Annotated in this window: 19 protein-coding genes and 2 pseudogenes; 7 read left to right on the top strand and 14 right to left on the bottom strand. The window is 61.0% G+C overall.

What is annotated here, in order from left to right:
• Window positions 1–54 precede the first annotated feature (54 nt).
• The 6 genes from F4827_RS11245 to F4827_RS11220 form a co-directional block, all read right to left on the bottom strand.
• Window positions 55–1,482: an amidohydrolase family protein gene (locus tag F4827_RS11245; RefSeq protein WP_183723778.1), complete on the bottom strand. Its 1,428-nt coding sequence runs from the start codon at window positions 1,480–1,482 to the stop codon at window positions 55–57.
• Between the two features lie 25 nt (window positions 1,483–1,507).
• On the bottom strand, window positions 1,508–2,341 hold the full coding sequence (locus F4827_RS11240) for an ABC transporter permease (protein ID WP_183724030.1): 834 nt from the start codon (window positions 2,339–2,341) through the stop codon (window positions 1,508–1,510).
• Between the two features lie 17 nt (window positions 2,342–2,358).
• The gene (locus F4827_RS11235; protein WP_183723779.1) at window positions 2,359–3,162 is read right to left on the bottom strand and encodes an ABC transporter ATP-binding protein; all 804 of its coding nucleotides are present in this window, start codon (window positions 3,160–3,162) and stop codon (window positions 2,359–2,361) included.
• A 2-nt stretch (window positions 3,163–3,164) separates the two neighbouring features.
• Window positions 3,165–4,199 (bottom strand): aromatic ring-hydroxylating dioxygenase subunit alpha, encoded by a 1,035-nt coding sequence (locus F4827_RS11230; RefSeq protein WP_183723780.1) that lies wholly within the window; start codon window positions 4,197–4,199, stop codon window positions 3,165–3,167.
• Window positions 4,200–4,226: 27 nt separating this feature from the next.
• Window positions 4,227–5,162, bottom strand: a complete 936-nt coding sequence (locus F4827_RS11225; protein ID WP_260175111.1) for an ABC transporter substrate-binding protein — start codon at window positions 5,160–5,162, stop codon at window positions 4,227–4,229.
• 901 nt (window positions 5,163–6,063) lie between these two features.
• Window positions 6,064–6,417, bottom strand: a complete 354-nt coding sequence (locus F4827_RS11220) for a hypothetical protein (RefSeq protein ID WP_183723782.1) — start codon at window positions 6,415–6,417, stop codon at window positions 6,064–6,066.
• Window positions 6,418–6,597: 180 nt separating this feature from the next.
• On the opposite strand from F4827_RS11220, the gene F4827_RS11215 reads away from it, so the two are divergent.
• The 5 genes and pseudogenes from F4827_RS11215 to F4827_RS11200 all read left to right on the top strand — a co-directional run bounded on the left by F4827_RS11215 (window position 6,598) and on the right by F4827_RS11200 (window position 11,869).
• A complete protein-coding gene (locus F4827_RS11215) occupies window positions 6,598–7,398 on the top strand; it encodes a phosphodiesterase (protein WP_183723783.1) in 801 nt (266 codons plus the stop codon).
• Between the two features lie 228 nt (window positions 7,399–7,626).
• Window positions 7,627–7,918, top strand: a pseudogene (locus tag F4827_RS35200) (tyrosine-type recombinase/integrase); the annotation flags it as partial.
• A gap of 10 nt (window positions 7,919–7,928) precedes the next feature.
• Window positions 7,929–8,336, top strand: a pseudogene (locus F4827_RS11210) (GNAT family N-acetyltransferase); the annotation flags it as partial.
• Between the two features lie 669 nt (window positions 8,337–9,005).
• Window positions 9,006–9,953 carry an EAL domain-containing protein gene (locus tag F4827_RS11205; protein ID WP_311673028.1) on the top strand — a complete coding sequence of 316 codons (948 nt, stop codon included), beginning with the start codon at window positions 9,006–9,008 and terminating at the stop codon, window positions 9,951–9,953.
• Window positions 9,954–9,955: 2 nt separating this feature from the next.
• Window positions 9,956–11,869: a diguanylate cyclase domain-containing protein gene (locus F4827_RS11200; protein WP_183723785.1), complete on the top strand. Its 1,914-nt coding sequence runs from the start codon at window positions 9,956–9,958 to the stop codon at window positions 11,867–11,869.
• 14 nt (window positions 11,870–11,883) lie between these two features.
• On the opposite strand, the gene F4827_RS11195 is transcribed toward F4827_RS11200, so the two are convergent.
• Entirely contained in the window at window positions 11,884–13,335 is a 1,452-nt protein-coding gene (locus tag F4827_RS11195) for a PLP-dependent aminotransferase family protein (protein ID WP_183723786.1), read from the bottom strand.
• Window positions 13,336–13,582: 247 nt separating this feature from the next.
• Between F4827_RS11195 and F4827_RS11190 the strand changes: the two genes are divergently transcribed.
• Both F4827_RS11190 and F4827_RS11185 read left to right on the top strand, forming a co-directional pair.
• Window positions 13,583–15,139, top strand: a complete 1,557-nt coding sequence (locus F4827_RS11190) for an EAL domain-containing protein (RefSeq protein WP_183723787.1) — start codon at window positions 13,583–13,585, stop codon at window positions 15,137–15,139.
• Between the two features lie 71 nt (window positions 15,140–15,210).
• Window positions 15,211–16,647: a PLP-dependent aminotransferase family protein gene (locus F4827_RS11185; protein WP_183723788.1), complete on the top strand. Its 1,437-nt coding sequence runs from the start codon at window positions 15,211–15,213 to the stop codon at window positions 16,645–16,647.
• Window positions 16,648–16,691: 44 nt separating this feature from the next.
• Here the strand turns inward: F4827_RS11185 and F4827_RS11180 are convergent, their stop codons facing one another.
• From F4827_RS11180 to F4827_RS11150, 7 genes are all read right to left on the bottom strand, one after another.
• The gene (locus F4827_RS11180) at window positions 16,692–17,060 is read right to left on the bottom strand and encodes a hypothetical protein (RefSeq protein WP_183723789.1); all 369 of its coding nucleotides are present in this window, start codon (window positions 17,058–17,060) and stop codon (window positions 16,692–16,694) included.
• Between the two features lie 7 nt (window positions 17,061–17,067).
• Entirely contained in the window at window positions 17,068–18,189 is a 1,122-nt protein-coding gene (locus F4827_RS11175) for a porin (protein ID WP_311673033.1), read from the bottom strand.
• Window positions 18,190–18,288: 99 nt separating this feature from the next.
• Window positions 18,289–19,527 (bottom strand): dienelactone hydrolase family protein, encoded by a 1,239-nt coding sequence (locus F4827_RS11170; RefSeq protein WP_183723791.1) that lies wholly within the window; start codon window positions 19,525–19,527, stop codon window positions 18,289–18,291.
• A gap of 41 nt (window positions 19,528–19,568) precedes the next feature.
• On the bottom strand, window positions 19,569–20,282 hold the full coding sequence (locus tag F4827_RS11165) for an SDR family NAD(P)-dependent oxidoreductase (protein ID WP_183723792.1): 714 nt from the start codon (window positions 20,280–20,282) through the stop codon (window positions 19,569–19,571).
• Entirely contained in the window at window positions 20,269–20,631 is a 363-nt protein-coding gene (locus F4827_RS11160; RefSeq protein ID WP_183723793.1) for a Zn-ribbon domain-containing OB-fold protein, read from the bottom strand. Before F4827_RS11160 ends, F4827_RS11165 begins: the two co-directional genes overlap by 14 nt.
• Window positions 20,628–21,779, bottom strand: a complete 1,152-nt coding sequence (locus F4827_RS11155; RefSeq protein ID WP_183723794.1) for a thiolase family protein — start codon at window positions 21,777–21,779, stop codon at window positions 20,628–20,630. The genes F4827_RS11160 and F4827_RS11155 overlap by 4 nt, the downstream gene beginning before the upstream one ends.
• An 11-nt stretch (window positions 21,780–21,790) precedes the next feature.
• Entirely contained in the window at window positions 21,791–23,128 is a 1,338-nt protein-coding gene (locus F4827_RS11150) for an MFS transporter (protein ID WP_183723795.1), read from the bottom strand.
• Window positions 23,129–23,215: the final 87 nt, after the last annotated feature.

Genomic DNA, 23,215 nt, shown 5'->3' with positions numbered 1-23,215 from the left:
ACGTGCATATCGCTGCCGCGTCGACATCGATACACTGCCGCCATCCTGCACATGTCAATAGAAAGCACGCACGGCCGCGCGCGCTTCGCGGCCCAGCGCTTCCAAATCGAGACCCGGAATCGCATCGTCGATCACAACCGGCTTGCCCGCCGCAAAGAGCGCCTTCAGCGCAGGCCGGCCGCCGCTCGCCACGGGACCAATGGCAGGATCGTGCAAACCGAAATATCGAGGATCGTCCAGACGATAAACGGCGATGTCAGCAGGCGCGCCGGGTGCGATACGGCCCAGCTCGTTCAGGCCAAGCACATCCGCGCCGCCCGCGGTGCCCCAATGGATCACATCCTCGACGCTCGCCGCGTGCGCGCCGCCTTCGAAGGTCCCGCCCGCGTAGACCGGCCGCGCGGCCATCCCCACGCGCGCACGCTGGGCGAGCCATGTCATATGGACTTCGGAAATCATGTCGGCGGCTTCATTGGACGCCGCGCCGTCCACGCCGATCGACACGGGCACACCCGCCGCAGCCAGTTCGGTCAGCGGACAAATACCGCTGCCCAGCCGCCCGTTGCTCTGCGGACAATGCGCCACGCCCGTGCCAGTCTGGCCAAGCAAAGCGATTTCATCGGCGTCCAGCTTGACGAGATGCGCGAACCAGACGTCGTCACCAAGCCAGTCGTATTCGCCGCAAAACGCCACAGGCGAACAGCCGTGCATCGACTGCGCGCTGTCCTGATACGACACGGTCTCCGAAAGATGACTGTGAAGACGCAAGCCAAGTCGCCGCGCGAACGCCGCGCTCTCGCGCATCTGGTGGGGCGAAATGGAATACAGCACCGTGGTTGGCGCCATGACAACGCGTCGCGACGCGCGCGGCGACGGATCGTGATAGCGCGCGGCCAGGCGTTCGATATCGGCGAGATAGTCGTCGAAGGACTCGGGGCGCAATGCCATCGGCAAGTCGGCTTCCAGTTGGCGCGTGCGCGTCGCGCCGCCCCGCAGCAAGACGAAGCGCAGGCCCAGTCGTTCGGCTTCCTCGAAGAGAATCGCCGAACTGTCGAACGGCATCTGCGGATAGTAGAGGTAGTTGTGATCCGCGACCGTCGCGCAGCCCGAGCGGGCCAGCTCGATCAGGCCGATGCGTGCCGCCAGACGGAAACGCGCTTCGTCGAACGAGGCCCGAAAGCGATAAGGCGTCGCCGCAAGCCAGGGCGTCAGGCTCGCGTCAAGACCGCCGCGATCGCCCTTGAGCAGCGACTGGAACAGGTGATGATGGGTGTTCACCCACGCCGGATAAATCACGCAGTCGGTGGCGTCGATCACCTGCTCGCCAGGCAACGGCGCAAGCGGGCCGATCGCTTCGATACTGTCGCCGCACAGGCGAATGTCGGGGCCGGCCAGACGCGTCGCCTCGTGTTTGCGCGGGTTGCCGCCCGTCATGATGGCGGCGGCATTGCGGATCAGCGTAGTGGAAGAAGTCAATGTCATCAGGAATGCCTCGTCGAGAAACGCGTCATAGCTCACTATCGTGCCAGCCGCGCAGGCAGACACGCGACAGCCATACGGTCAGGCCAAACAGCACGACGCCCGTCACCGTGATCAGCAGCAGCGCCGCAAAAAGCCGTGGGATATTGAGCTGGAAACCCGCCTGCAGGATCTGGTAAGCCAGCCCTGCTCCGCTGTCGCCGGTGCCCGCAACGAACTCCGCCACCACCGCGCCAATCAGCGAAAGACCGCTGGAAATGCGCAGTCCACCAAAGAAGTATGGCAGCGCGCCCGGAATTCGCAGGCGTACCAGCGTCTGCCAGCGCGTGGCGCGATGAATGCGAAACAGACTGACGAGTCCCGGATTCACGCTGCGTAGTCCCAGTGCGGTATTGGAGATCACCGGAAACAGTGCGACGAGCATTGCGCACACCACCAGCGCTGCCGTGGTGTTCTTCACCCAGATGATAATGAGCGGCGCGATCGCCACCACGGGCGTGACTTGCAGGAGCACCGCATAGGGAAAGAAACTCGCTTCGATCAGCGGACTCTGCACGAACAGCAGGGCAATCGCCACGCCCAGCACCGTTGCCACCGCGAATGCGAGCAAGGTAATCTTGAGCGTCGCGAGCAGGCTCACGAACAGCATCGGCCAGTCCTGCAACAGTTGCTCGATGATGGCCGCCGGCGATGGCACGAGATAAGCGGGCACCGCGCCCAACGTGCACCATGCCTGCCAGATGCCGAGCATCAGTAACCCCACGCACCACGGCGCCAGCGCACGCGCTACGCCTGGGCGGCGAAGCAGCGGCACGCGAGTGCGGGTGGCCTTTGCCGGGCTATCGTGTGGGGTTCTCGCCATTTGCATCGATTGTCCGCTCATGATTTCACCTCACTGTCCTGTTCGATCTGCGATGCAGAGTGGGCGCTGGATATCAGTGTTGAAAGCGCACACGTATGTTCGATAAACGGCGCGCTGACGCGCCACGCGTCATCGCGGCTGGCAGGACCGTGAATCGGCACGTCGGCGATCACCCGGCCAGGGCGCGCCTGCATGACCACCACGCGGCTCGACAGGAACACCGCCTCTTGGATGCTATGCGTGACGAACACCACCGTCATCGCGCGCCGCCGCCACAACTCGCGCAGATCGCTGTCGAGCCGGTTGCGGGTAAATTCGTCGAGCGCGCCGAACGGCTCATCGAGCAACAGCAGATCGGGTTCTGTCACCAGCGCACGCGCGAGCGACGCCCGCATCTGCATGCCGCCCGACAGCTCGCGCGGGCGCGCGTTACAGAACTTGCCCAGACCGACGCCTTCGAGCGCCTCGCACGCACGCGCATCCGCTTGCCTGCGCGGCACACCCGCCAGATCGAGCGGCAGCCGCACATTGTCGGCAACCGTCGCCCACGGCATCAACGTCGCCTCCTGAAACACGAACGACAGGCGCCGCCCAGGCGTGCCTACCGTTGCGAACGAACCGCCCCACCAGCGCAGATGGCCGTGCGTGGGCGCTTCGATTCCGGCGAACATCTTGAGCAGAGTGCTTTTCCCACACCCTGACGGCCCCAGCAGCGAGATGAACTCGCCTGCTTCAATATCGAGCCGCACGTCGTCGAGCGCGACCGTGCCGTTGGGATAGCACTTGTCCACGCGCTGGACAGCCAGCAAGGGAACCGTCATGGTCACACCTCCGTTTCGATGCGAAACACTTCGCGCTCGCCATGCGTTTCGAGAAGTTTGAGCAGCATGCGGCGCATCAGCAGCCCCGGCTGGTCCGACTCCATGTGGCACTCCTGTTGCCGGCGAACGTCGATGCAGGCGTCGTAGTCGGTCGCTTCGAGTATGTCGCGGTCTTCGTCGGTAATCGGACGATCCCAGTCGATCAGCTCCTGCGTGGAGCACGCGTCTTCGGTGTCGTTGCGATAGAGCCATTGCGAGAGCATGATCGAGCGATCGTCGATCGGTGTCGCACAGTTATAGATGATGTGATGAACGCCGCTTGCCGGATAGACGCAACCAAAACGTCGCGCGAACGGCATGAACCAGCGGTTCAGCAGGTGGCGTTCAGTGATTTCCTCAGTCGTGCCGGTAATGCGATGGCTCGCAGGTGGATTACGCACAGGTACGTGCGTTTCAGCCTCAAAGCCCCAGTCGTGTGGACGAAATTCGTACCTTGAAGGCTTTGGACTGCTGAACAAACCAAAATTGGCCTTATGCACGAAACTAAAATGAGAATTGTCGAAGGAATTCTCCATCATGCGCAGCGGACTGGTTTCCCAGCGTTCGTAAAACTGCAGAATGCGCCGATAGCCCCCTGCCGCCTCTTCGGGAAATTCGGGGATAGGCTGAAGCGGTTCGTCGAGCGCGACCCACGCGTAGCCATAGCGCGCTTCGCAGCGATAGGCTGGCACCACGGCGCGCGACGGAATCGCCGTGCCGTCGTTCTGCGGAATTTTCACGCAGCGCCCGCTGCAGTCGTATGTCCAGCCGTGATAACCGCAGGCGATATGCCCATCGGCGTCGACGAAGCCTTTCGAGAGCTTCGCCGTGCGATGGCAACAGCGGTCGCGCAATGCGTGCGGCTGACCATCCGCGCCTTTCCAAAGCACGATCGGTTCGCCCAGCAAGGTGAACGGTTGAGGTCCCGCATCGAGTTGCGTCATCGGCATGATGGCGTACCAGAAGCGGCGCAGCACTTTCTGTTGCGTGACGAGCATGCAATTTCTCCTTGTTCCATGCGGTGCTCAGGGCATGACCTTGAGGGTGTCGACGAATTTCAGCGTGTAGGCGTTGCGATAATCCGTATCGGACTTCAGCAGGCCCGCGCTGACCATGTAGTCGTAGGTGCGCTTCCAGCGCGCATCGGTCATCGCGCCAATGCCGAGCGTCGCTGCATCGCCGCCCGTGACGAGTCGCAGTTTCTTCATCTGCGTGACGCCGTACGCGAGCTGCGCATCGCTCATCTGCGGATTGTCTTTCTTGATCAGCGCATTACCCGGCGTCGGATCGCCCAGATAGCTCTTCCAGCCTTCCATCGACGCCTTCACGAAACGCGCGACCAGCTCGGGCCGGTTCTTCTGCGTGTCGCGCATCGTCACAATGGTCGTGTTGTACGGCGGATATCCCGCGTCGGCGAAGAGGAAAAAGTGTGTCTTGACGTGCGCTGCGTCGGCCTGAAAGGTCTCAGACGTGGGGTACGCCTGCATGGCCACATCGCGGTCCACGTAGAACGGCTGCAGGTTGAAGGTATAGGGGCGCGCCTGTGCATCGTTGTAGCCGTACTTCGACTTGAGCCAGGGCCACCAGCTCGTGCGCCCCGATCCGGCAACCAGAATTATCTTGCCCTTGAGATCGGCGAGCGTCTTGACGTCATCGTGCGTCAGCATGCCCTGTGGATCGAACTGGAACGAGGCGGCCACGGTCGTCACCGGAATTTTTGCTTCCACGGCGGACAACACCTGGAAGTCGTAACCGAGAATGAAATCGGCCTGACCGCCTGCCAGCAGTTGAAGTCCGTTGACCTGCGGGCCGCCCATGCGGATCGTCACATCCAGTCCGTACTTCTTGTAGATCCCGGTCGCAACGGCCTGATAAAAGCCGCCATGCTCGGCCTGCGCATACCAGCTTGTGAGGAGGGTGACGTGATCGTCGGCGCGGACAAACGTGGGCAGCAACGTCATCAAAATAGCCGAACACACGCCGGCAGAACGCGCGTGCCGAAGCCAGCGCGCAACGCGAAGCAGAAGATTCATGGAGGCACTCCAGAGGGTGTGGGCGATGGTGGAACGGAGCGGGATCACGGCGCGCGAGAGCACCGTTTTGACGACGAAGAGGGGATGAATCATTTGGGGCTTCTGCATCGCTCGCTCCTTGTTGGCGGAACCCGACGGTTCCGTTCAAACGCCGATCGACGATCGACGTGGGCGCACGATGCGCCCCAAGAGCAATGCCCCACGTTGCCGGCTGCCTGAAAGGCCGTACCGGTCGCTAGCCGCTTCTACTCTGTGTCCTGCTATAAGCGAGCTTCGTGCCAGGGTGGCGCAAAGTCCGAATCCCTTTATCTACCGTTCGCAACCGGATGTGCGTGCAACCTTTGCGGAGCGTTGGCACCTTGACCGTGCATTGAAGCACCATCGCCGTGCGCGTAGGGCAGGAACTATCGCAATGCCGTTTTCACATGCTGCTGATGCTGCCGAAACGCCTCAGGCGCTATCAGGTCAAACCGACACACCTATCGAGGACGCGCTTTCGGCAACCGCGTGCTTATATCGAAGTTCTACGACGCTCCGTCGCCCGGTGTCGACACATGCAGAGTCGTGATTCAGGTTACCCGCGCGATACCGGCGCTTAAGCCAACCTCCACACGCAGGCGCGCTGGGTCCCGCCTACGCTTCTGCCACATGATGGATAGGTATATGGACGCCGTGGGTTAGCAGGGTATTTCTTGGGGCATGCAACATGCATTGGAACCCGGTCCGAAGCGGGCTCGGCGCTTAGCGGGCCGCAAGCCGATGTTCAGACGTATCAATCGTACGTCCGCCTTTGGATGCTCATGCCTGTTGCACGATGCTCAAGCTTCAATCACAGGATGAAGTCTGGTTGACCTTGCAGTGAGCCAATTTTTTGACGTCTGCTAAATTCGGTTGACATCCTTTTCGGTGACACTTCATGAAACTTCGGAACGTGTATTTGATCGAGTCGATGAAAAGCATCGTACTGAGCAGCCCTGACGGACACGAGTTCGAGCTTTGCATGTGCCACAACTAACCAACGGATTTGCGGTTGGTCGCGTGTCCTTGCCAGCGACCGCCTGGCGGCGACGAAGAGCCGTTTCAAGAGCCACGACGAAGGGCGCTTACGGGTCGCGCGCCACCGGTCGCCTGCTCGCGAGGATCGAGCGAAATAGGCATTTCGCATCAGGCGGTAGTCGGCCATGATTGGTCTCTCGTGCTTCCTAACCCAACGTCCGCCATCCCAATCAGCCACTCGGACACAGAATTGTGGACGTTCGGAGCAAGGTCGATGTCACAAAAGGCTCTGTCGATGGGCGAATTTTGTCCGGCCTAAAATCTCTTTGATCTACGCTCGCGCAGGTCAAAGCCAACGGAGAAATGGGTGACGGTCATCGCACAACTTTCAGATGTTCATGTTCGGCCTCACGGCGTCCTGTATCAAGACGCTGTGGATTCAAATCTAATGTTTTCGGCAGCCATCGATGCGCTTAACCGCATTCGACCTGAGCCAGACCTGGTTGTCATCTCCGGCGACCTCACGGACGAGGGCACCGAAGACGAGTATCAAAAGCTTCGCGAAATGCTCGCCGGGTTGAAGCGACCTTTCGTGGTTCTACCGGGTAATCACGATGACCGTGCCAATCTAAGAGCGGCGTTCCCGGAGCACGCGTGGCTTCCAGACAAGGGGGCACTTTCGTTCGCGCTAGACGTGGGCGAATTGCGGCTCGTGGCGTTGGACACCTCCGTTCCCGGACTACATCACGGTGAACTGGACGCCGAAACCTTGGCTTGGCTCGATACCGAACTTATCGAGCATCGCGATCAGACGGTGGTTATCGTCATGCATCACCCACCGTTCTTGACGGGCATTCCTTATCTGGACCTCTACGGGTTACGGAATGCGGACGCATTTGCCGCGGTTCTTGCGCGCCATTTCAACGTAGATCGAATTCTTGCCGGACACGTCCACCGGTCAATGCAGACGCGTCTGGGGAACGTTCCGGTATTCACCTGCCCGAGCACGACCACTCAGATCGCGCTGCGAGTTGAAGCGGACGCGCAACCCGCCTCTTTTCTCGAACCACCTGCATACATGCTGCATCGCTGGACAGGTCGTAGTAAGTCGGCGGTCTCCCACTTATGTTACGTGGGGCACTTCGCAGGCCCGTTCCCCTTCGCGTAAGCGCCCCCTTAGAGCAGAGCGGTCGATAATTTACGAGGCATCGGCACGCTATAGACGGCCTATGGCCAGTTGTTGCCTTCGGAGCCGACATTTCAACTTTCGACGTCGGGTTCCGCAACGGCTCACTCATTGCCCTGCGGCGCCGGGCGCAAACTGTTTCTCCTTCCGTCAAGAGGAGATCGTCATGGAAGCCATTGCTACCGGCAGCGCACGGTACGCCCCTTGAAACTCTCGGTGGGCGACTATCTTTTGCCGATTCGACTCCAAGGCTCGCAGCATCTCTCGACACGGCAATACGCCCGGCTGGTTCATAAGTGGATCGGTGCAATCGGACTTGCCGATGCGGCTAACGGGACGCATACGATGCGCAGGACCAAGGCGTCGCTGATCTAGCGTCACACATAGAATCTCAGGGCGGTACAGTTGTTTCTCGGACATAGCAAGCTGGAGAGCCCGGTGCGGTATCCTGGTATCGAGGTCGACGACTCACTTCGAGATGGCGGAGCAGACCGACGTGTGACCGTCACGGCCGGGCGGCGCTCAAACGATGTCCGGCCAATTTGAGACATTCGGCGGCACCGCGCAAACTACTGCCAAGCATTGTCCGATGGATCCGGGACGGCGACGTCAGCGGCGCAATCGGATTTCGTCGGCAGGCTGGAACAACCGAATTGCCGCCGAACGTGCTTGGACATATCGGCTTCTCTGTCGCGCCTTGGAAGAGAGGCAACGGCTACGCCAGGCAGGCGCTCAACCTGATGCTCGGCGAAGCGAGGCTGCAAGGGTTGTCCTACGTCGAGCTAACGGTTGACCCCGAAAATATAGCCTCGCAGCGGGTTATCGCAGCATGCGATGGTGTCTTGATCGAGCGCTTCCGAAAGACGGCGGCCTATGGATTCGCTGAGTCTCTTCGCTTGCGCATCGAACTGGACCACTGACGAATCTGGCAGCTCTGGTCGGCCATTATTCGTCGTTCGAGTGGACGCCAAGGAGGATATTCAGAGGTCAGCTCGCCGCCGACAGCGGACCTTCGGCAGGAGCCGCGTTATCGGTAGCGTGGTCACCGTCCCTCGCGAATCGACTGCTAGCGAGAACCCGTTTCTAGCCAGGCGACGCGGTGCAGTCACCTCATTCTGGAATCACTGCGCCGCCGGCAAATCCTGCTCCGCTTTCCAGATATCAACATGTGTACAGGGGTGGCAGGCTCCCGTTGTCTATCGCATCTCGGGTCGGGTGTGTACCAAGGGTGAGCTTTCGAAACCAGCCGGACGCGTATCAGCGTGGCACGCAAGCGCTTTGGGCATTTGATGCCTCATGCTCCAGCGGCACGATCTCCGATGCCCAGTCACCGACGGTGATTGTCGTGGCGACGTTGTCAAAGCCGTATAACAGCGTGCCAGACATAATCGATTGCGCCCTGCTTCGGCGACTTGCCGCGCCGACGAACCTCGCATATGACGGCCGATCTGATCCGCATGTTTTGACACGTAACTGCTCCTCGTTTTCGAAACGCAGCCAGGTCATAGTACGCAACTCAGATAACAGCACGAAGTACCCTCATGCGCCTTTTCCGACGCTACATAGCACGAGTAGGCCGGCTGCGACCTGTGTTCGACGAGCATTCGGACACGCTGGTGACTATCGCCGTTGTGTCGGGCGTAGCGGGTTTGCTTGCGGCCAGCCTGATTGCATCTTGCGACACTGTCGTGCGGGTTATCGCGCTATCGGCTTGCGGCGCGTTCGCGTACGTGGCTTATCGGGTTCGCCCACGGGCAAGATTGCGGCGCGCAGTGCGTATCGGTCTTCGTCGCGGGGAGTTCCATGTCGTCTATCAGCCCATTGTGGACACGCGCACGCGCAACTGCGTGGGCGTGGAAGCGCTGCTCCGATGGAGCCATCCAGAGTTCGGAGCTGCAGGGCCGGGGCGGTTCATTGGAAAGCTTGAAGGCACGGATTTGCTCAGGGCGCTGACCTGTTTCGTGCTGCGCGAGGCGAATCGTGCACTCGCCCAACTGTCGCTCCCTCAGTCCTGGCACCTATCGATAAACATCTGCGCGCGGCATCTGATGGAGGACCGCTTTGTCGAGGATATCTGCGAGTCCGCCGGTGCGATGCTGGGGCGCCTTGTTCTGGAGCTGACCGAGCGCAGCTGCGTCGAGCGCACGCCGCGGGTTGTCACAGCGCTTAACCACATGAGGCAACGCGGCGTACGCCTGTCAATCGACGATTTCGGCACCGGCTTCAGCAATCTCGATTTGCTCGCGGACTTCCGCTTCGATTACGTGAAGGTAGACCGGCGATTTCTGGCGATGCGCGGCGAAGCGCGCATTGAGTTTCTGAATTCGATAGCAACGCTGGCGCATTCACTTGATGCGAAAGTGGTTGCGGAAGGCATCGAGACCGCCGCAGAACATGACGTGGTCAAGCGCTCGGGAATCGACCTCGCGCAGGGATACTGGCATGGGAAGCCTATGGCATTCGATCAGCTTCGTGCGTTCGTGTTGGCGCCGGCGTCGATTTACACATTGGACGATGTGGCGGGAATGGAGCATTGAGCGTGAAAGACGACTGCATTATGAATGCGCGACAACCTGGACAAGCAGGCAGCATCCCCTTCCCCACAGAAAGCGAAGGAGATCAGTACTTTGAGCGCGTGACCCGGATCGCAGCACGCGCGCTGAATTTTCCGATCTCCGTCATATGTCTCGACAGTCCGGGCCAGCCGGAAATAATAGGCGTGAGCGGTTGCGAACGGGACGTCGTAGATCATGTGAACACGTACTATGGCCGCACGCTCCAATGCGAAGGACCGTTTGTCGTCAAGGATGCGTTGTGCGATGCGGAGCTTGCGCAGGGGCCGCTGGCAACCAGCACCTTGGCGATCCGCTTTTTCGCAGGCGTTGCGCTGCGTCTACCGTGCGGCAAACCCATCGGTATGCTAAGTGTGATGCACTCGCAGCCGCGGCGCTTCACGCACCAACAGCGTCAGATGCTGGTAGACCTGGGGCAAATGATCGAGCACGAAGTTGGCCTGCGAAAGCTGGACAGCTCTGATCGTTTTGAGGTGCTTCAGGCGATCGACCGGCTTCAGGCCCAGCATGCCCTTTACGTCGACACGTTCCATCGAACTCCGGTCGCTATCGCGCATATCGGAAGGGACTGGGCGTGGCGGCACATGAACGAGGCCTGCGTGAAATTCTTCGCGTGCTCGCGCGCTCCGCTGACGAAAACAAACATACTCGATCTGCTGGATGCGAGCGACCGGAGCAACCTTGAACAGGCCGTGCAGGCACTGAAGCGTGGCCGCGGGGCCGAGGTCCTGACGATCGACGTAACGTTCCGCTTGCGCAACAAGCAAAGCAAACCAGCGCGAGTGCAGGTGGCGTTCAAGCAGACGACGTCGACCCGTGACGGAGGCTGGCTGTTTGTCATTCACGATACCCAGGCGGAGCAACGGGAAAAAACCGCACGCGATGCGCGGGAGGCCGCGTTGCATCGTGGAGCCCATGAGGCCTCTGAAGTTCTGCGCAGGGCGCATGAGCAACTGACGAATGCCGAGCGTCAGTTGGGAGCCACGCGGGTGGACTTGCGCGCCATCGCTGACAATCTGCCGGTGCTGGTCGCTTACGTCGACGGCGAGCGACGTTTTCGGTTCGCTAACTCAACCTATCGCGAGTGGATGGGGCTGGACCCGGAGGAGATCGTGGGACGGCTTACCCATGAGGTTCTCGACACCGACTACTTTGCCGCCATCGAGCCGTACGTCCAACGCGCGCTCAACGGCGAAAGGGTCGAGTACGAGGTCGGAGCCACGCTCAACGGGCTCCAACGTGTCCTGCGTGGTGTCCTGGTGCCGCGCCGCGTCCACGATCAGGTGGCAGATGGCTACTACCTGCTGGTGCACGATGTAACGGAGCGAACGGCATTGCTCGATCGCCTGCGGCATCAGGCGTTCCACGATGCGCTGACCGGCCTGCCTAACAGACGCTCGTTCATCGAGAGACTGGAGCAAGCATGCGCAGCGGGCGCAGACGGTGTGGCGGCCATTCTGTTTATCGACCTCGACGGCTTCAAGGCTGTCAACGATACATACGGGCATCAGTGCGGCGACGAAGTACTTGTTGAAGCCGCGCGCCGGATCAGCCGCTGCGTGCGTGACGGGGATCTGGTTGCGCGACACGCAGGGGATGAGTTCACGGTGCTGCTGACCGGCCCCGCAATCGATCGTGCTGCATTGGAGAGAATCTGCCGTGCAATCCTGCTGGCTTTGAGCCAGCCCGTAGCGCTCGGGGCGAAGGTCGTGCGGTTGTCGGCCAGTATCGGTATGCTACTGCGCGGCCACGCAGCGTCGTCGAGTGGGGAAGCCCTGTTACGCGCGGCGGATGCTGCCATGTATCGCGCTAAAGTCGCAGGCAAGGCGCGTATTGTCGTGCACGAGCTTCACGATTTACCCGCCGGCGTGCCGGGTTGAGATCGACGCCGGTGTCATGCCAGTTGAACCGGCCCGGCCAGGCTGGCGCCGCAACGCGATTCATCGGCGCACAGCGCGCCGAGTGTCGCGACCGCTTTGTCGAACCGGGCCGACCACGGGTATCCATAATTCAGACGTACACAGTGTCGAAAGGCGCCGTCCGCGGAGAAGACCGGTCCGGGCGCGATACTGATGCCACTGTTGAGCGCAGCCTGGAAGAGGTGTATCGAGTCCAGGTAATCCGGTAGCGCGACCCACGTGAAATAGCCGCCGTCAGACTTCGTCGCCGTCGTATTCGCAGGGAAATACCGGCTAATCGCGTCGAGCATTTGCGACTGCTGAAGGGCCAATTCGCGACGTAGTTTGTGCAGGAAGCGTTCATAGCCGCCGTGCTCCAGATAGTCGGCGATTGCGCGCTGCGCCGGCATGCTGGCCGATAGCGTGGTCATCCACTTCGCACGTTCGAGCCTGCACGCGAACCTTCCGGCCGCGGCCCAGCCGATGCGATATCCGGGCGCAAGGCACTTCGAGAACGATCCACAATGGATGACAAGACCTTTGCGGTCGAAGAATTTGGCAGGGCGCACCGGGTCCGGGCCAAAATGCAGTTCGTTGTAGACGTCATCCTCGATGAGCGGCACATCGTGTCTGGCGAGCAGATCAACCAGCGCCTGTTTCCTGGAATCGTCCAGCGTCACGCCGGTCGGATTGTGGAACGAGGTCATGAACCAGCAAGCCCGAACCGGATGTTGCTGCAGCGCTCGCGCGAGCGCATCCAGATCGTGCCCCTCCACCGGGTCGACAGGAATCTCCACGACGTTCAGCCTTAGACGCTCGATAGCCTGCAGCGCCGCATAGAACGTCGGCTTTTCGATCACGATCACATCGCCTGGCGCGGCGAGCAACTGGACGCTTAGCGTCAGGGCTTCGAGTGCGCCGCTCGTGATGATTATCTCGTCGACGGGCACCGTCATCCCCGCCATCAGATAACGCAACGAAATCTGCTGACGCAATCCCTCGTGCCCCGGCGGCAATCCATCTACCATGCCGGCGAGGTACGTTGAACGATTGACCGTCGCGCATGACTTTCCGACGCGCGCCATCGGAAACAGCGCAGGACTCAAAAACGCTGACCCAAATGGGACGGTCTCGGCCTGCCTGATCGTCTTGATGACCTCGAATACAAGGTCGCTGACATTCACGGTCTTCGGGTCGATCGCCAGCGGGGTCTTGGGGCTCGCTCGCGGTAAGTCCGTGCAGCCCGGAGAAACGAAATAGCCTGAGCGCGGGCGCGCCCTGATCTCCCCCCGATTTTCAAGCAGGTAGTAGGCACGAAATACCGTCGCGGGGCTCACGTTCCACGCCTTGCAAGCCGCGCGAACCGAAGGGATACGCGCGCCGGGTGGCAGATCACCGCGCTTGATGAGCTCGCTGAGCTGGTCGGCTAAACGCTCGTACCGTTTCAACGTGTACTCCTCGCAGAACACACCATTGCAGGCGTCGGGTCAGTTCCGTCAGAACGCCCACCCACATTTAGAAGATAGCCACATTCCAATCTGATATGGCGTTTCTTTTGCCATCTGCTGCTATTGCGGACGCCCACACGCTGGCAAAGTGCGGCGCAGACCGGTTCCACTTCTGTCGATGTTTCGTCTACGCATAGCGGTTCGACCGATAACGCTTCTCAAGCTGAATTCCTCTAGCGATAAATCAATGGCATTTGCATTTCCTGTATCAACATTCAGGGGCGGCGCCTTCAACACGCTGCGTCGAGCCTCAGAAACAGGGTTGGCAGTCGTTCTGGTCATCTGCACATGTACCTCACTTGCTTTTGCTGGTCCGGCCGACACCAGTTCTGGTTCCATTCCGACGATTGAGCGCAACGTCTGGCAACAATTGACGGACTGGCTTGCCGGTCCCCCAGCGGCCCCGATTCGCATTGGTTCAGATTGCGCGTCCATTGCGGAGTTACCCGTTGTTCCCGCCGCCCTTGCCGGACCGGTTGCTGGCCCGATGCCTGTGCGAACGAATACCTGCGATTCGCTGAACGACATGCGCGACGTCGCCATCGGAACTGCTGCTGCAAAGGCCGCTTCGGGGCCGAACGCTGTGACGCTGCTCAGGGAAGTACGGTGGCACATCGGCGACCAGGAGGCGGCAGAACGAAACGCCCCTCCTGCTTCTGACGCAATGGCCGGCGTCAGCTCACGCGCCGACTGGGCGGAGCAGTCGCCGGAACAGCCAGCGATCTCGGCCCCCGACTGCTCCGCGGGTAGCAGTTGTGAAACGCAAGCGATCTCGCCTTCGATCGGCGCCGACACACTCGCCCCGGCGCGGGCTTTGGCGGCCATTGCTACGCAGCGCACCTCGGCACGGAACATATTGGGCTTTGTCGTCTGGCCGATCGTGGTGGCGGTCCTGGTCGTCGTTGCCGGCTGGGCGCTCAAAAGATGGTTTCGCTACGACAGGTCGCTCCTGCGTGCTGCGCGTGCAGGGCTGCGTCGCGGCGAATTCCATCTTGAGTACCAACCCGTCGTTAGCGTGAGGCGGGCCAGATGCGTTGGCGTCGAAGCGTTGTTGCGATGGGACAACCAGAAGTACGGCGCACTGGGCCCGGCTCACTATATGGAGTTCATTGAGGACAGTAGTTTGATCGGTCCGATGACGCGATTCGTCGTATCGCGTGCAGCTCAGGAATTGCGCGAAATCGGCGCTCCGAAATCGCTCTACCTGGGCGTTACGGCTCCCGCTTCTTACCTGATAAGTTCCGGGTTCAACGCGCACCTTGCCGACGTTGGTTCCCTCGGCGTCCCACCGCTAATACTCAAGATCGGAGCGGGGAGCGCGAGGAAGTTCAAGAAACGTCTAATCCCGCTGATGGCGCAGGCGCGTGAAAAAGGAGTGCGCTTTGCCCTGTCCGCCGTGCGTCCCACTGATGTCGGACTTGAACTGTCGAAAGAGATGAGCTTCGAGATGGTGAAAATCGACAGGAACGTGCTGGCAAACGATCCTGATGAGCGATCCAGACAGGTCAGCGCATTGACGCGCATGGGCCATGAGATTGGCGCCGTGGTCGTGGTCGAAGGCATTGAGAACGCGGCTCATCACCACATCGCGCGGACGAGTCGTGCCGAGTTTGGTCAAGGTTTTTTCTATAGCCGCGCACTAAGCGCAAGCCGGCTGAAAGAGTTCATCGAGACAGTCAATGCCCCGTCCTCAGAGCGGCCGGGAGCCGCAACCATGCTCACCTGGAGGGTTCGAAATTTCTGAATGAAGTGTTCCACCCGCAACCGCACCCGGAGCAAAGCGCGACAGCTCCATTTAATTAGTATGACATATTAATGAAGCGCTATCTCCAACTGGCGGCGGAGTTCGAAAGCCTGATTCTTAACGGTACGCTTGAACCCGGCGTGCGGCTCCCGTCGGTGCGTCAGGCAAGCTGTTCGTACCGCGTGAGCCCCTCAACTGTTTTCCACGCCTACTACACCCTCGAACGACGAGCCTTGATCGTCGCAAGACCTCGGTCGGGTTATTTCGTCGCAAGTCGGTCTGCGTCGACGAAATCACTGGCAATTGTTCCAAAGCGCAGCATTGAAGAGGCTGATGGTGACAGCCTGACTATCCGCTTCATGAAGGCTCAACGTCGATGCGCGCATCCGGGACTTGGCTCTTCGGAGCCGAGTGCCCAGCTATTCCCGTTTGGCCGAATTTCGCGCTCTTTGACTGCAGCAACCCGGATGATGGCCAGTTCGCGCAATACCTTGTCGGCAGGAACGGCCGAAGCAGCGCTGCGTCGCCAGATCGCACTGCGCTACGCGGTCACGGGCGTCACGGTCCCAATCGAAGAGGTTGTGGTGACGAGTGGCGCGCTCGATGCACTGATACTCTGCTTAAAGGTTCTGACGCGGCCCGGCGACACCATTGCAATCGAACGGCCAGCTTTCCATGCGGTACAAGATGCGGTTAAGCGCCTGCGTTTGAAAACCGTTGAAATACCCGTCGATCCGCACCGTGGACTCGACCTCGGGGTATTAGCGGCGGCGTTGCGGCAGCATCCGGTACGGGTTTGCTGGTTCATGACGACGCTGCACCAGCCGACAGGCGCGACACTCTCCGATGAAAGGAAGGAAGCACTCGTCAGCTTGCTGGCGAAACATGGCGTGCCGCTAATCGAGGACGACGTATTCCGCGAACTGCATTTTGGTTTGACGCCGGCCTATCCGGCGAAGCGCTTCGATTCGAATGGTCTCGTGCTGCACTGCGGTTCGTTTTCGAAGAGCCTTGCGCCGGGTCTGCGGCTCGGCTGGGTCGCGGCGGGCCGCTACGCCGCGAGAATTGAGCACGAACGCTGGCTGACGATGACCCCGGCGTCTGTGCCTGCGCAATGTGCAATCGCTGACTACCTTGAGCATGGGGACTACGACCGGCTTCTACGTAAATTGCGCCGCCAACTGGCGTCCCTTCAGACATTGATGGTGGCCGCGGTTATCCGATACTTTCCCAAAGGGACCGTGGTGATCAGGCCGCCGGGAGGATTCTTTCTATGGGTGCAACTTCCAGAAGGCGTAGAGGCAGTGCAGTTGTTCGAAATGGCGGAAGCGCACGAAATCGCAATAGCGCCCGGCGCAATCTTTTCGTGTGGCCGCGAATTTGACCGTCACATCCGGCTTAACTACGGCCGTCCTTGGTCCCCCGACGTTGAAAAAGAAATACACACTTTGGGCACGCTGGCGAGGCGAGCAATAGCTTGTCAATTGAAGCCAGAAAGCTGCCATTGACGAGTCGCGGGTCGCAACTTGCACTGAGGGTCGACATCAGAAGCTCAGTATATGCATATCCTCTTTCGAATACGATCGTGAGCCTGCTTCCCCTGCTCATCAGGAATTCGATTGCGATCACGGCACTCACGATCCGCCCCGCCACCGTTGACGACGCAGCGCTCATCCTGCGATTCATGCTGGTCAGAAGTTTCAGTCTTCATTGGCTCTTTGCCGAATCTCTTTTGGGGAAACCGGTTGACGTTCTCATATTGCCGAAACATGGCTGGTTCCAGGAATACAACGGCCATTTGGACGGCAAACTGCGAAGGGCGGTTCGCGGCCGAACTCTGCCGGTTGTCCCACTTCAATTCCACGTTGGATAATGAAGGATGCACGAAGCCGCGTCCCGCCTTGAACAGTCGCTCGATCACTTCGCGCTTAGAACTTCTTGCGCATACCGATACGCAGCGCGACCTGATTGGCCGAACTCGAGGCCGACAACACCGGCGCGAGATCAGCAAGCGCACCGCCGCCGGCGTGCAGCCAGGTGGCGCTCGCATACACATCGGTCATTTTCGAGAGAAAGTAGTCGACGCTTGCGTCGAGTTCGGCGTAGTGCGGCAATTGACCGGTGGAGGAAACATTCCCCGCCGTATAACTAAACGCCGTGCCAAGTTGCAGCGTGGGCGTGACGAAATAGCCGCCGACCAGTTCGCCCGTATCGAACGTGACGTGACCGCCTACTTTAGCGCCCAGGGTCGGATCGAGATCGCCAAAACGCGTATGCGTCCAGTCCGCACTCACGCGAAATGCGCCGAAGGTGTAGCCTGCTCCCACCCCGGACACCGAATAGTGGCCCGCGGCCTTGCCGTAATTGCCCGAGACGGTATTCGAGGAGGTCCATAACCCCTCGGTGACTGCATCGGCCGGGTGATCGATTGCGGTGTAGGCCGCGGCGATCTGCACGCCGCCATACGTGTACTGAAGCGCGAACGACTTCGCGCTGTTGCGCGCAAAGTCGCCGGCCACACCACCAAAGCTGTACAGCGCCATGGCGGAAAAACCGCCTATAGTCGGAGAGAGATACTTCACCGTGTTATTCAGGTGATAGTCAATGCCGACGTTGTCCATATCGCCTGGATGCGCGAATAGAATGCCGCCTGGCAGCGAGCCATTCGCCGTGAGCGGCCCGATGTAATCGCCAATCGCCTCGCCCTGACGCCCGAGAGTGATCGTGCCGTAATGGGTGTTGGACAAACCAACGTAGGCAAGCCGTCCAAACAGCCGGCCGCCTTGCGACGCTGTGCCCGTGTTGCCGTTGAAGCCGTTTTCCAGCCTGAAAAGTGCGGACCAGTCGCTACCCAGATCCTCTGTGCCCCTGAACCCCCATCGGTTACCCTGGGAAATTCCCGCCTGCATCTGCCATGCGTTGTGGCCACCCTGGTTGCTCGACCAGGTCAGGCCATCGTCGATGATGCCGTAGATCGTGACACTGCTCTGGGCATACGCCACCTGCGAAGAGAGTAGCAATCCTAACGATAGTGCAGATAACTTTTTCACGAAATCTCCAGTGTGGTTGGCTATGATTGGTATTTGCCTGCCGCCTGAATCGGCCGATACATGTCTGGGACCAGGCGGTCCGCTGGGCAATGACATTGATCAGATGCGCTTGCCTTCGCTCGATGTCCAGTTCGTCATGAGCGTATTGCTGGGCAGCCGTTCATCAACCATTTTCTTCGCGGTCTGGATGCCCGCGATGGGCAGTCCGGTCTGATCGAGAACGCCGATCTGCACCAGCAGCGACGCCTGGTCCCAATAGATGTGTTCGTTGTAGAGCTTGTCGCCGCGGAAGCAGACCACCGCGAGCATCGGAATTTCGAAATACTTGCCGGTGGGTGCCAGCCCCGGAAGCAGCCAGTCTATTTCCCGGTCGTGGGTTGCGCAGAACACAAATTCGTCGACGATGCGGTCCGCGCCGATCGTGCGCGACAAGGGAATCAGACGCGTGTCCTGCGGATTCGCATCCACGAAGTGATACCTGTAGAAGCGCTTGAGCTGATCGTGTCCCACTCCGCCGGTCATGGTCGGTACGTGATTCACGTACGGTTGCGCGACCATGGTCGGCATGATGGCGTCGACGTCACGCGTCGCGAACTCATGGTAGCAATGCGCCTCCCATAACGAGTTCAGATCGTAGACGGGACCAAGCACCTTGCGCAGCAGCGCGACGGTACGAGACCACGCCATGCTGGCAGCGGGTTTGTCATATGAGGCGCGCTCCGGCGTTGCAAATGCGTGGTCGCAATCGGGGTACACGTACTGATCGATGAGCGGATTGCGCGACATCTCGGCCTGAATGGCTTCGCGCACGGGCGGCGGGCAAAGGCTATCGTCAGCCGCGAAGTGAAACGCCATCGGACAGCGTATTGCCGAAATCTCGTCCAGAAACGCGTCAAGTCCCACACCGTAATAGCTGACTGCGCAGTCGACATCGGTGCGCGCGGCCGTCAACATGGCCAGCTTCCCACCCAGGCAGAATCCCAGCGCACCCACCTTGCCCACCTGCTGCCTGAGCCCCCGCAGCGCCGCCATGGTCGCGGCCACGTCCTGCACGGCACGATCGACGTCGAGCCGCGTGTTGTACTGCAGGGCCTGTTCGAGGTCCGCACCTTCGTACGCGAGATTCACGCCGGGTGTCATGCGCCAGAACAGATCGGGCACGAGTACCACATAGCCCTCTTCAGCCAGCAGATCCGCCATGTCGCGCATATAGCCGTTAATGCCGAAGATCTCCTGCAGCAGCACGATGCCGGGCCCCGAGCCGTATTGTGGGGTAGCGAGGTAAGCCGCGAATGTCTGGCCGTCGTTCGAAGGAATGTCGATGAAAGTACCGCTCACAATGTGCTCCTTGATTGCATAAGTATCGAGATGGAAGTCGCTCAGGCGGCGCTCGCTAGATAGCGCTGTGTCGCCTGCCGGTCCGTCGCGAGGCCCGCCGCAACCTGGGCGGCCATGTCGCCTACGTATATCTCGCTGGCCTCGCCGCCGAGTGCATTCAACACGGCCTCTACGACGTCCGCGGGCGCGAGCTTCGGGGGCGGGAAATCACGGCTCATCGCTGTGTCGATCGCTCCTGGCAGAACCGAGATGACACGCACGCCGCGCGGCGCCAGTTCGGCATGTGCGCCTTCAGCCATGCGCAGCGCCGCGGCTTTCGAAGCACAGAGCGTAGCCATCGACGGCAACGTGACGCGCGCGAGAATCGACAGCACGTTGACGATCGTGCTGCCCGCCTCCATTGCAGGAGAGAACGCTCGGATCATCATCAGCGGTCCGAAATAATTGACTTCCATTTCGGCGCGCGCGGCCTGCATGTCGCTACAGGCGAGCGCCGGCTCCAGACGGTTGAGACCGGCGTTGTTCACAAGGAGCGTCGTGTCGCGTGCCAGCGCGGCGGCGCGCGCGATCTGCGCAGGATTCGTTACGTCCAGCTCGACGACGCAAACGCGCGGATCGTCGTAGTTCAAGGCATCGATGCGCCGCGCGGCAGCGTAGACTTTCGCCGCACCGCGTGCGAGCAGCGTGCGCACAAAGCATTCGCCCAGGCCGCCGTTCGCGCCCGTCACGAAGGCGACGCTTTCATTGATCGACATGGTGATCCCCCGCCAATCCGGTTGTATCGATAGGGTGTGCAACGATGCGATGCAGGGCATCGACTGCGAGACTGACTAGCGTCTCGTCCGCGAGCGGCATCTCCATGCGCGCGATCACGACGGGACCTGCCTGCGTGCGCACGCTCGCAAGATGCAGTGGACTGGCCCCGCCCTCGCCCTCGCCCGCGCGATGGCGCACTACGGTCGCTTCCATCACGACGCCAGTTTGCGTCGTGCGCGCCAGCCAGTTCTTCCCTCCGCAGGCGGGGCAAAAGTAACGCGCCGGAAACAGCGTCGTACCGCATTGCGTGCATTCGTGAACTTCAAGTGATGTCGTGGCGCCGTTCATGTCCGCTCCAGTACGACCGCGTTCGCGCACATGCCGAAGCGGTACTCGACCATGCCATAGCCGCTTACGACGGCGCGGGTGGCGCTCTTCACCTGCCGCTCGCCAGCCGCGCCGCGCAGCTGGGTGATGGCCTCCACGAGGCCGTGCATGCCGCCCGCGGCGCCCGCCTGGCCGGCCGATAGCTGCCCGCCCGACGTGTTGACTGCGAGCGCGCGCGTGCCCAGGCGGCTGATCAGCGCGCGCAGATCGCCGTCGGGCGCGAATCCCAGGTCGCACAACTGCACGAGCGTCATCACTGGGTAATCGTCGTAGACCGAAACCACATCGACATCGGCAGCGCCGAAGCCCGCCTGTCGCCAGAGTTCGCCGCTGATGCTTGCAAGCGGCGTTGTCAACCCATCGCCTTCCTGATGATCTGCGTTGTAGAGGCATTGAAGCGCGCGCACGCGAACCGTCGGGACACCGGCGGCAAGATCGGCGCGCGTGAGCAAGATCGCATTCGCGCCGCTGACCACCGGCACGCAGTCGAAACGCCCGAGTGGATCGGCGACCGGCGGCGCTTCGAGATAGTCGGCGAGCGACATCGGTGTGCGATAAACCGCTTGCGGGTTCTGCGTGGCCCAAGCGCGTTGCGCTATGCACACCGCGCCGTAGTCGCTGCGCGTGAGGCCATGGCAGCGCGCGTGGCGTTGCGTGAGCATGGCGAACACGCTGTTGGGACCGCCGTTCTGCAACGGGCGCAGCCAGGTCCGTGTGGTGAGGTTGTAGTGCTCGACGAGCTGACGAAAATCCGCCGCCTCGAATCGGTCGCCTGAGACGAGCGCTATCGCATTTGCGTCGCCGTGCTGGATCGCACGGATCGCATGCTGAAGCAGATTGATGCCACTCGCGCCTCCGTGGCAATCGTCCATGCACCAGCGCGGGCTCAGACCGAGCCGCCACGCGAGATCGATCGCGTGGTCGGGGCCGAGCGTGAACGAGGCCACGCCCAGCCCGTCGATCTGCCTGGGAGACAGGCCCGACTTTTCGATGAGCAGTCCGAACGCGCGCGCAAGCAGATCGCCGGTATTGCCTGCGCCGGGTTGCCGGCTGTACGGCACTTCCACGGCGGCCGGAATCACCACGCCGTCGAAATCGTTGAAGGACATTGCGGTGGGCCTCATGCGGGTGCGCGCCGCACGACGGTCTCGCGCGTAAAGGCCAGCGCGGCGACTGTAATCAACCCCATCGCCATCATCATGAGCGCGACCGGCCATGCTGCGTGATAGTGGGCAAGCAATGCCGTCGCGATCAGAGGGGAAAGGCCACCAGCGAACACCGCCGCGACTTCGTGACCGAGCGCCATGCCCGTGTAGCGCACTTCGGTACTGAAGAGTTCGCTCATCAGACTCGGCTGCGTGCCGATCATTGCACCGTGACAGACCGCATTGCCTAGCAGGAATGCGAGCCACACGAGCGCCGCTACGTGGCTGTCGATCAGCCAGAAGAACGGAAACGCGATCACGACAAGCCCGCCTGCGCCGATCAGGTACACAGGACGCCGTCCGATGCGGTCGGACAGCCGCCCCCATAGCAGCATCGTCACAAGTTCCACGCTCATCGACACGATCACCCCGCCAAGCATCACCTGATTCGACACGCCAATGAACTTGCCGTAGGCGAGCGAGAACGCAAGGATGATGTACGAGCCGCCGTTCTCGGCCACGCGCAGGCCCATCGCCAGCAGGATTTCACGCGGGTGCTTGCGAATGACTTCGACGAGTGGCATATGCGTTTCTTTGCCCTCGGCTTTGTGCTGCGCGAATTCAGCGCTTTCAGGCAGTCGCGAGCGGATATAAACGCCCACGCCGAAAATGAGGATCGACAGCAGAAACGGCACGCGCCAGCCCCAACTCATGAAGGCGTCCTTCGGCAGCATCTGTACGACGAAGAAAATCGCCGCCGAGAGCACAAAGCCGCCACCCACGCCGATCTGGCTGAGCGAGGCATAGAAGCCGCGTCTTTCCGGAGGCGCAGACTCGCTGATCATGAGCACCCCACCTCCCCATTCGCCGCCCGCTGCAATGCCCTGCAGCACGCGCAGCGCGAGCAGCAGCGCAGGCGCCCAGATGCCAACCTGTGCATAGGTCGGGAGTGCACCGATCAGGAATGTCGCGCCGCCCATGATCGACAACGTCCACACGAGCGCGCCTTTGCGCCCGAACCGGTCGCCAACATAGCCGAACAGGATGCCTCCCAACGGTCGTGCCGCAAAGCCCACCGCAAAGCCAGCGAAGGCCGCGAGCGTGCCGATCAGCGGATCGGTGCCCTTCGGAAAGAACAGCTCGCCGAACACGAGCGCGGCGGCAGTGCTGTAAAGAAAGAAGTCGTACCACTCAAGCGCGTTGCCGGCCACAGAGGCCAATACGATACGTTTCAGTGACGTGTCGTCGACGCGCGCAGGCGATGCGCCTGGCGCACGAGGGTCCGGTTGGGACAGGGATTGCAGACTTGCCATCAGCGGCTCCAGATGTGCAGCAAATGCACTGGGTAGTTCGATGGAATTGCAGCGGTCCGCCGCGCACCAATGCACGGCGTCTTTCTT

The sequence above is a fragment of the Paraburkholderia bannensis genome, from assembly GCF_014200455.1.
GTDB lineage: Bacteria > Pseudomonadota > Gammaproteobacteria > Burkholderiales > Burkholderiaceae > Paraburkholderia > Paraburkholderia bannensis_A.
The sequence above is the reverse complement of the archived record's forward strand: the minus strand, read 5'-3'. Positions and strand labels throughout refer to the sequence as shown.

Coding starts and splice junctions, on each gene's coding strand:
- F4827_RS11245 (WP_183723778.1), bottom strand. CDS start 1,482: ATGACATTGACTTCTTCCACTACGCTGATCCGCAATGCCGCCGCCATC.
- F4827_RS11240 (WP_183724030.1), bottom strand. CDS start 2,341: ATGGCGAGAACCCCACACGATAGCCCGGCAAAGGCCACCCGCACTCGC.
- F4827_RS11235 (WP_183723779.1), bottom strand. CDS start 3,162: ATGACGGTTCCCTTGCTGGCTGTCCAGCGCGTGGACAAGTGCTATCCC.
- F4827_RS11230 (WP_183723780.1), bottom strand. CDS start 4,199: ATGCTCGTCACGCAACAGAAAGTGCTGCGCCGCTTCTGGTACGCCATC.
- F4827_RS11225 (WP_260175111.1), bottom strand. CDS start 5,162: ATGACGTTGCTGCCCACGTTTGTCCGCGCCGACGATCACGTCACCCTC.
- F4827_RS11220 (WP_183723782.1), bottom strand. CDS start 6,417: ATGGCCGACTACCGCCTGATGCGAAATGCCTATTTCGCTCGATCCTCG.
- F4827_RS11190 (WP_183723787.1), top strand. CDS start 13,583: ATGGCATTTGCATTTCCTGTATCAACATTCAGGGGCGGCGCCTTCAAC.
- F4827_RS11185 (WP_183723788.1), top strand. CDS start 15,211: ATGAAGCGCTATCTCCAACTGGCGGCGGAGTTCGAAAGCCTGATTCTT.
- F4827_RS11165 (WP_183723792.1), bottom strand. CDS start 20,282: ATGTCGATCAATGAAAGCGTCGCCTTCGTGACGGGCGCGAACGGCGGC.
- F4827_RS11160 (WP_183723793.1), bottom strand. CDS start 20,631: ATGAACGGCGCCACGACATCACTTGAAGTTCACGAATGCACGCAATGC.
- F4827_RS11155 (WP_183723794.1), bottom strand. CDS start 21,779: ATGTCCTTCAACGATTTCGACGGCGTGGTGATTCCGGCCGCCGTGGAA.
- F4827_RS11150 (WP_183723795.1), bottom strand. CDS start 23,128: ATGGCAAGTCTGCAATCCCTGTCCCAACCGGACCCTCGTGCGCCAGGC.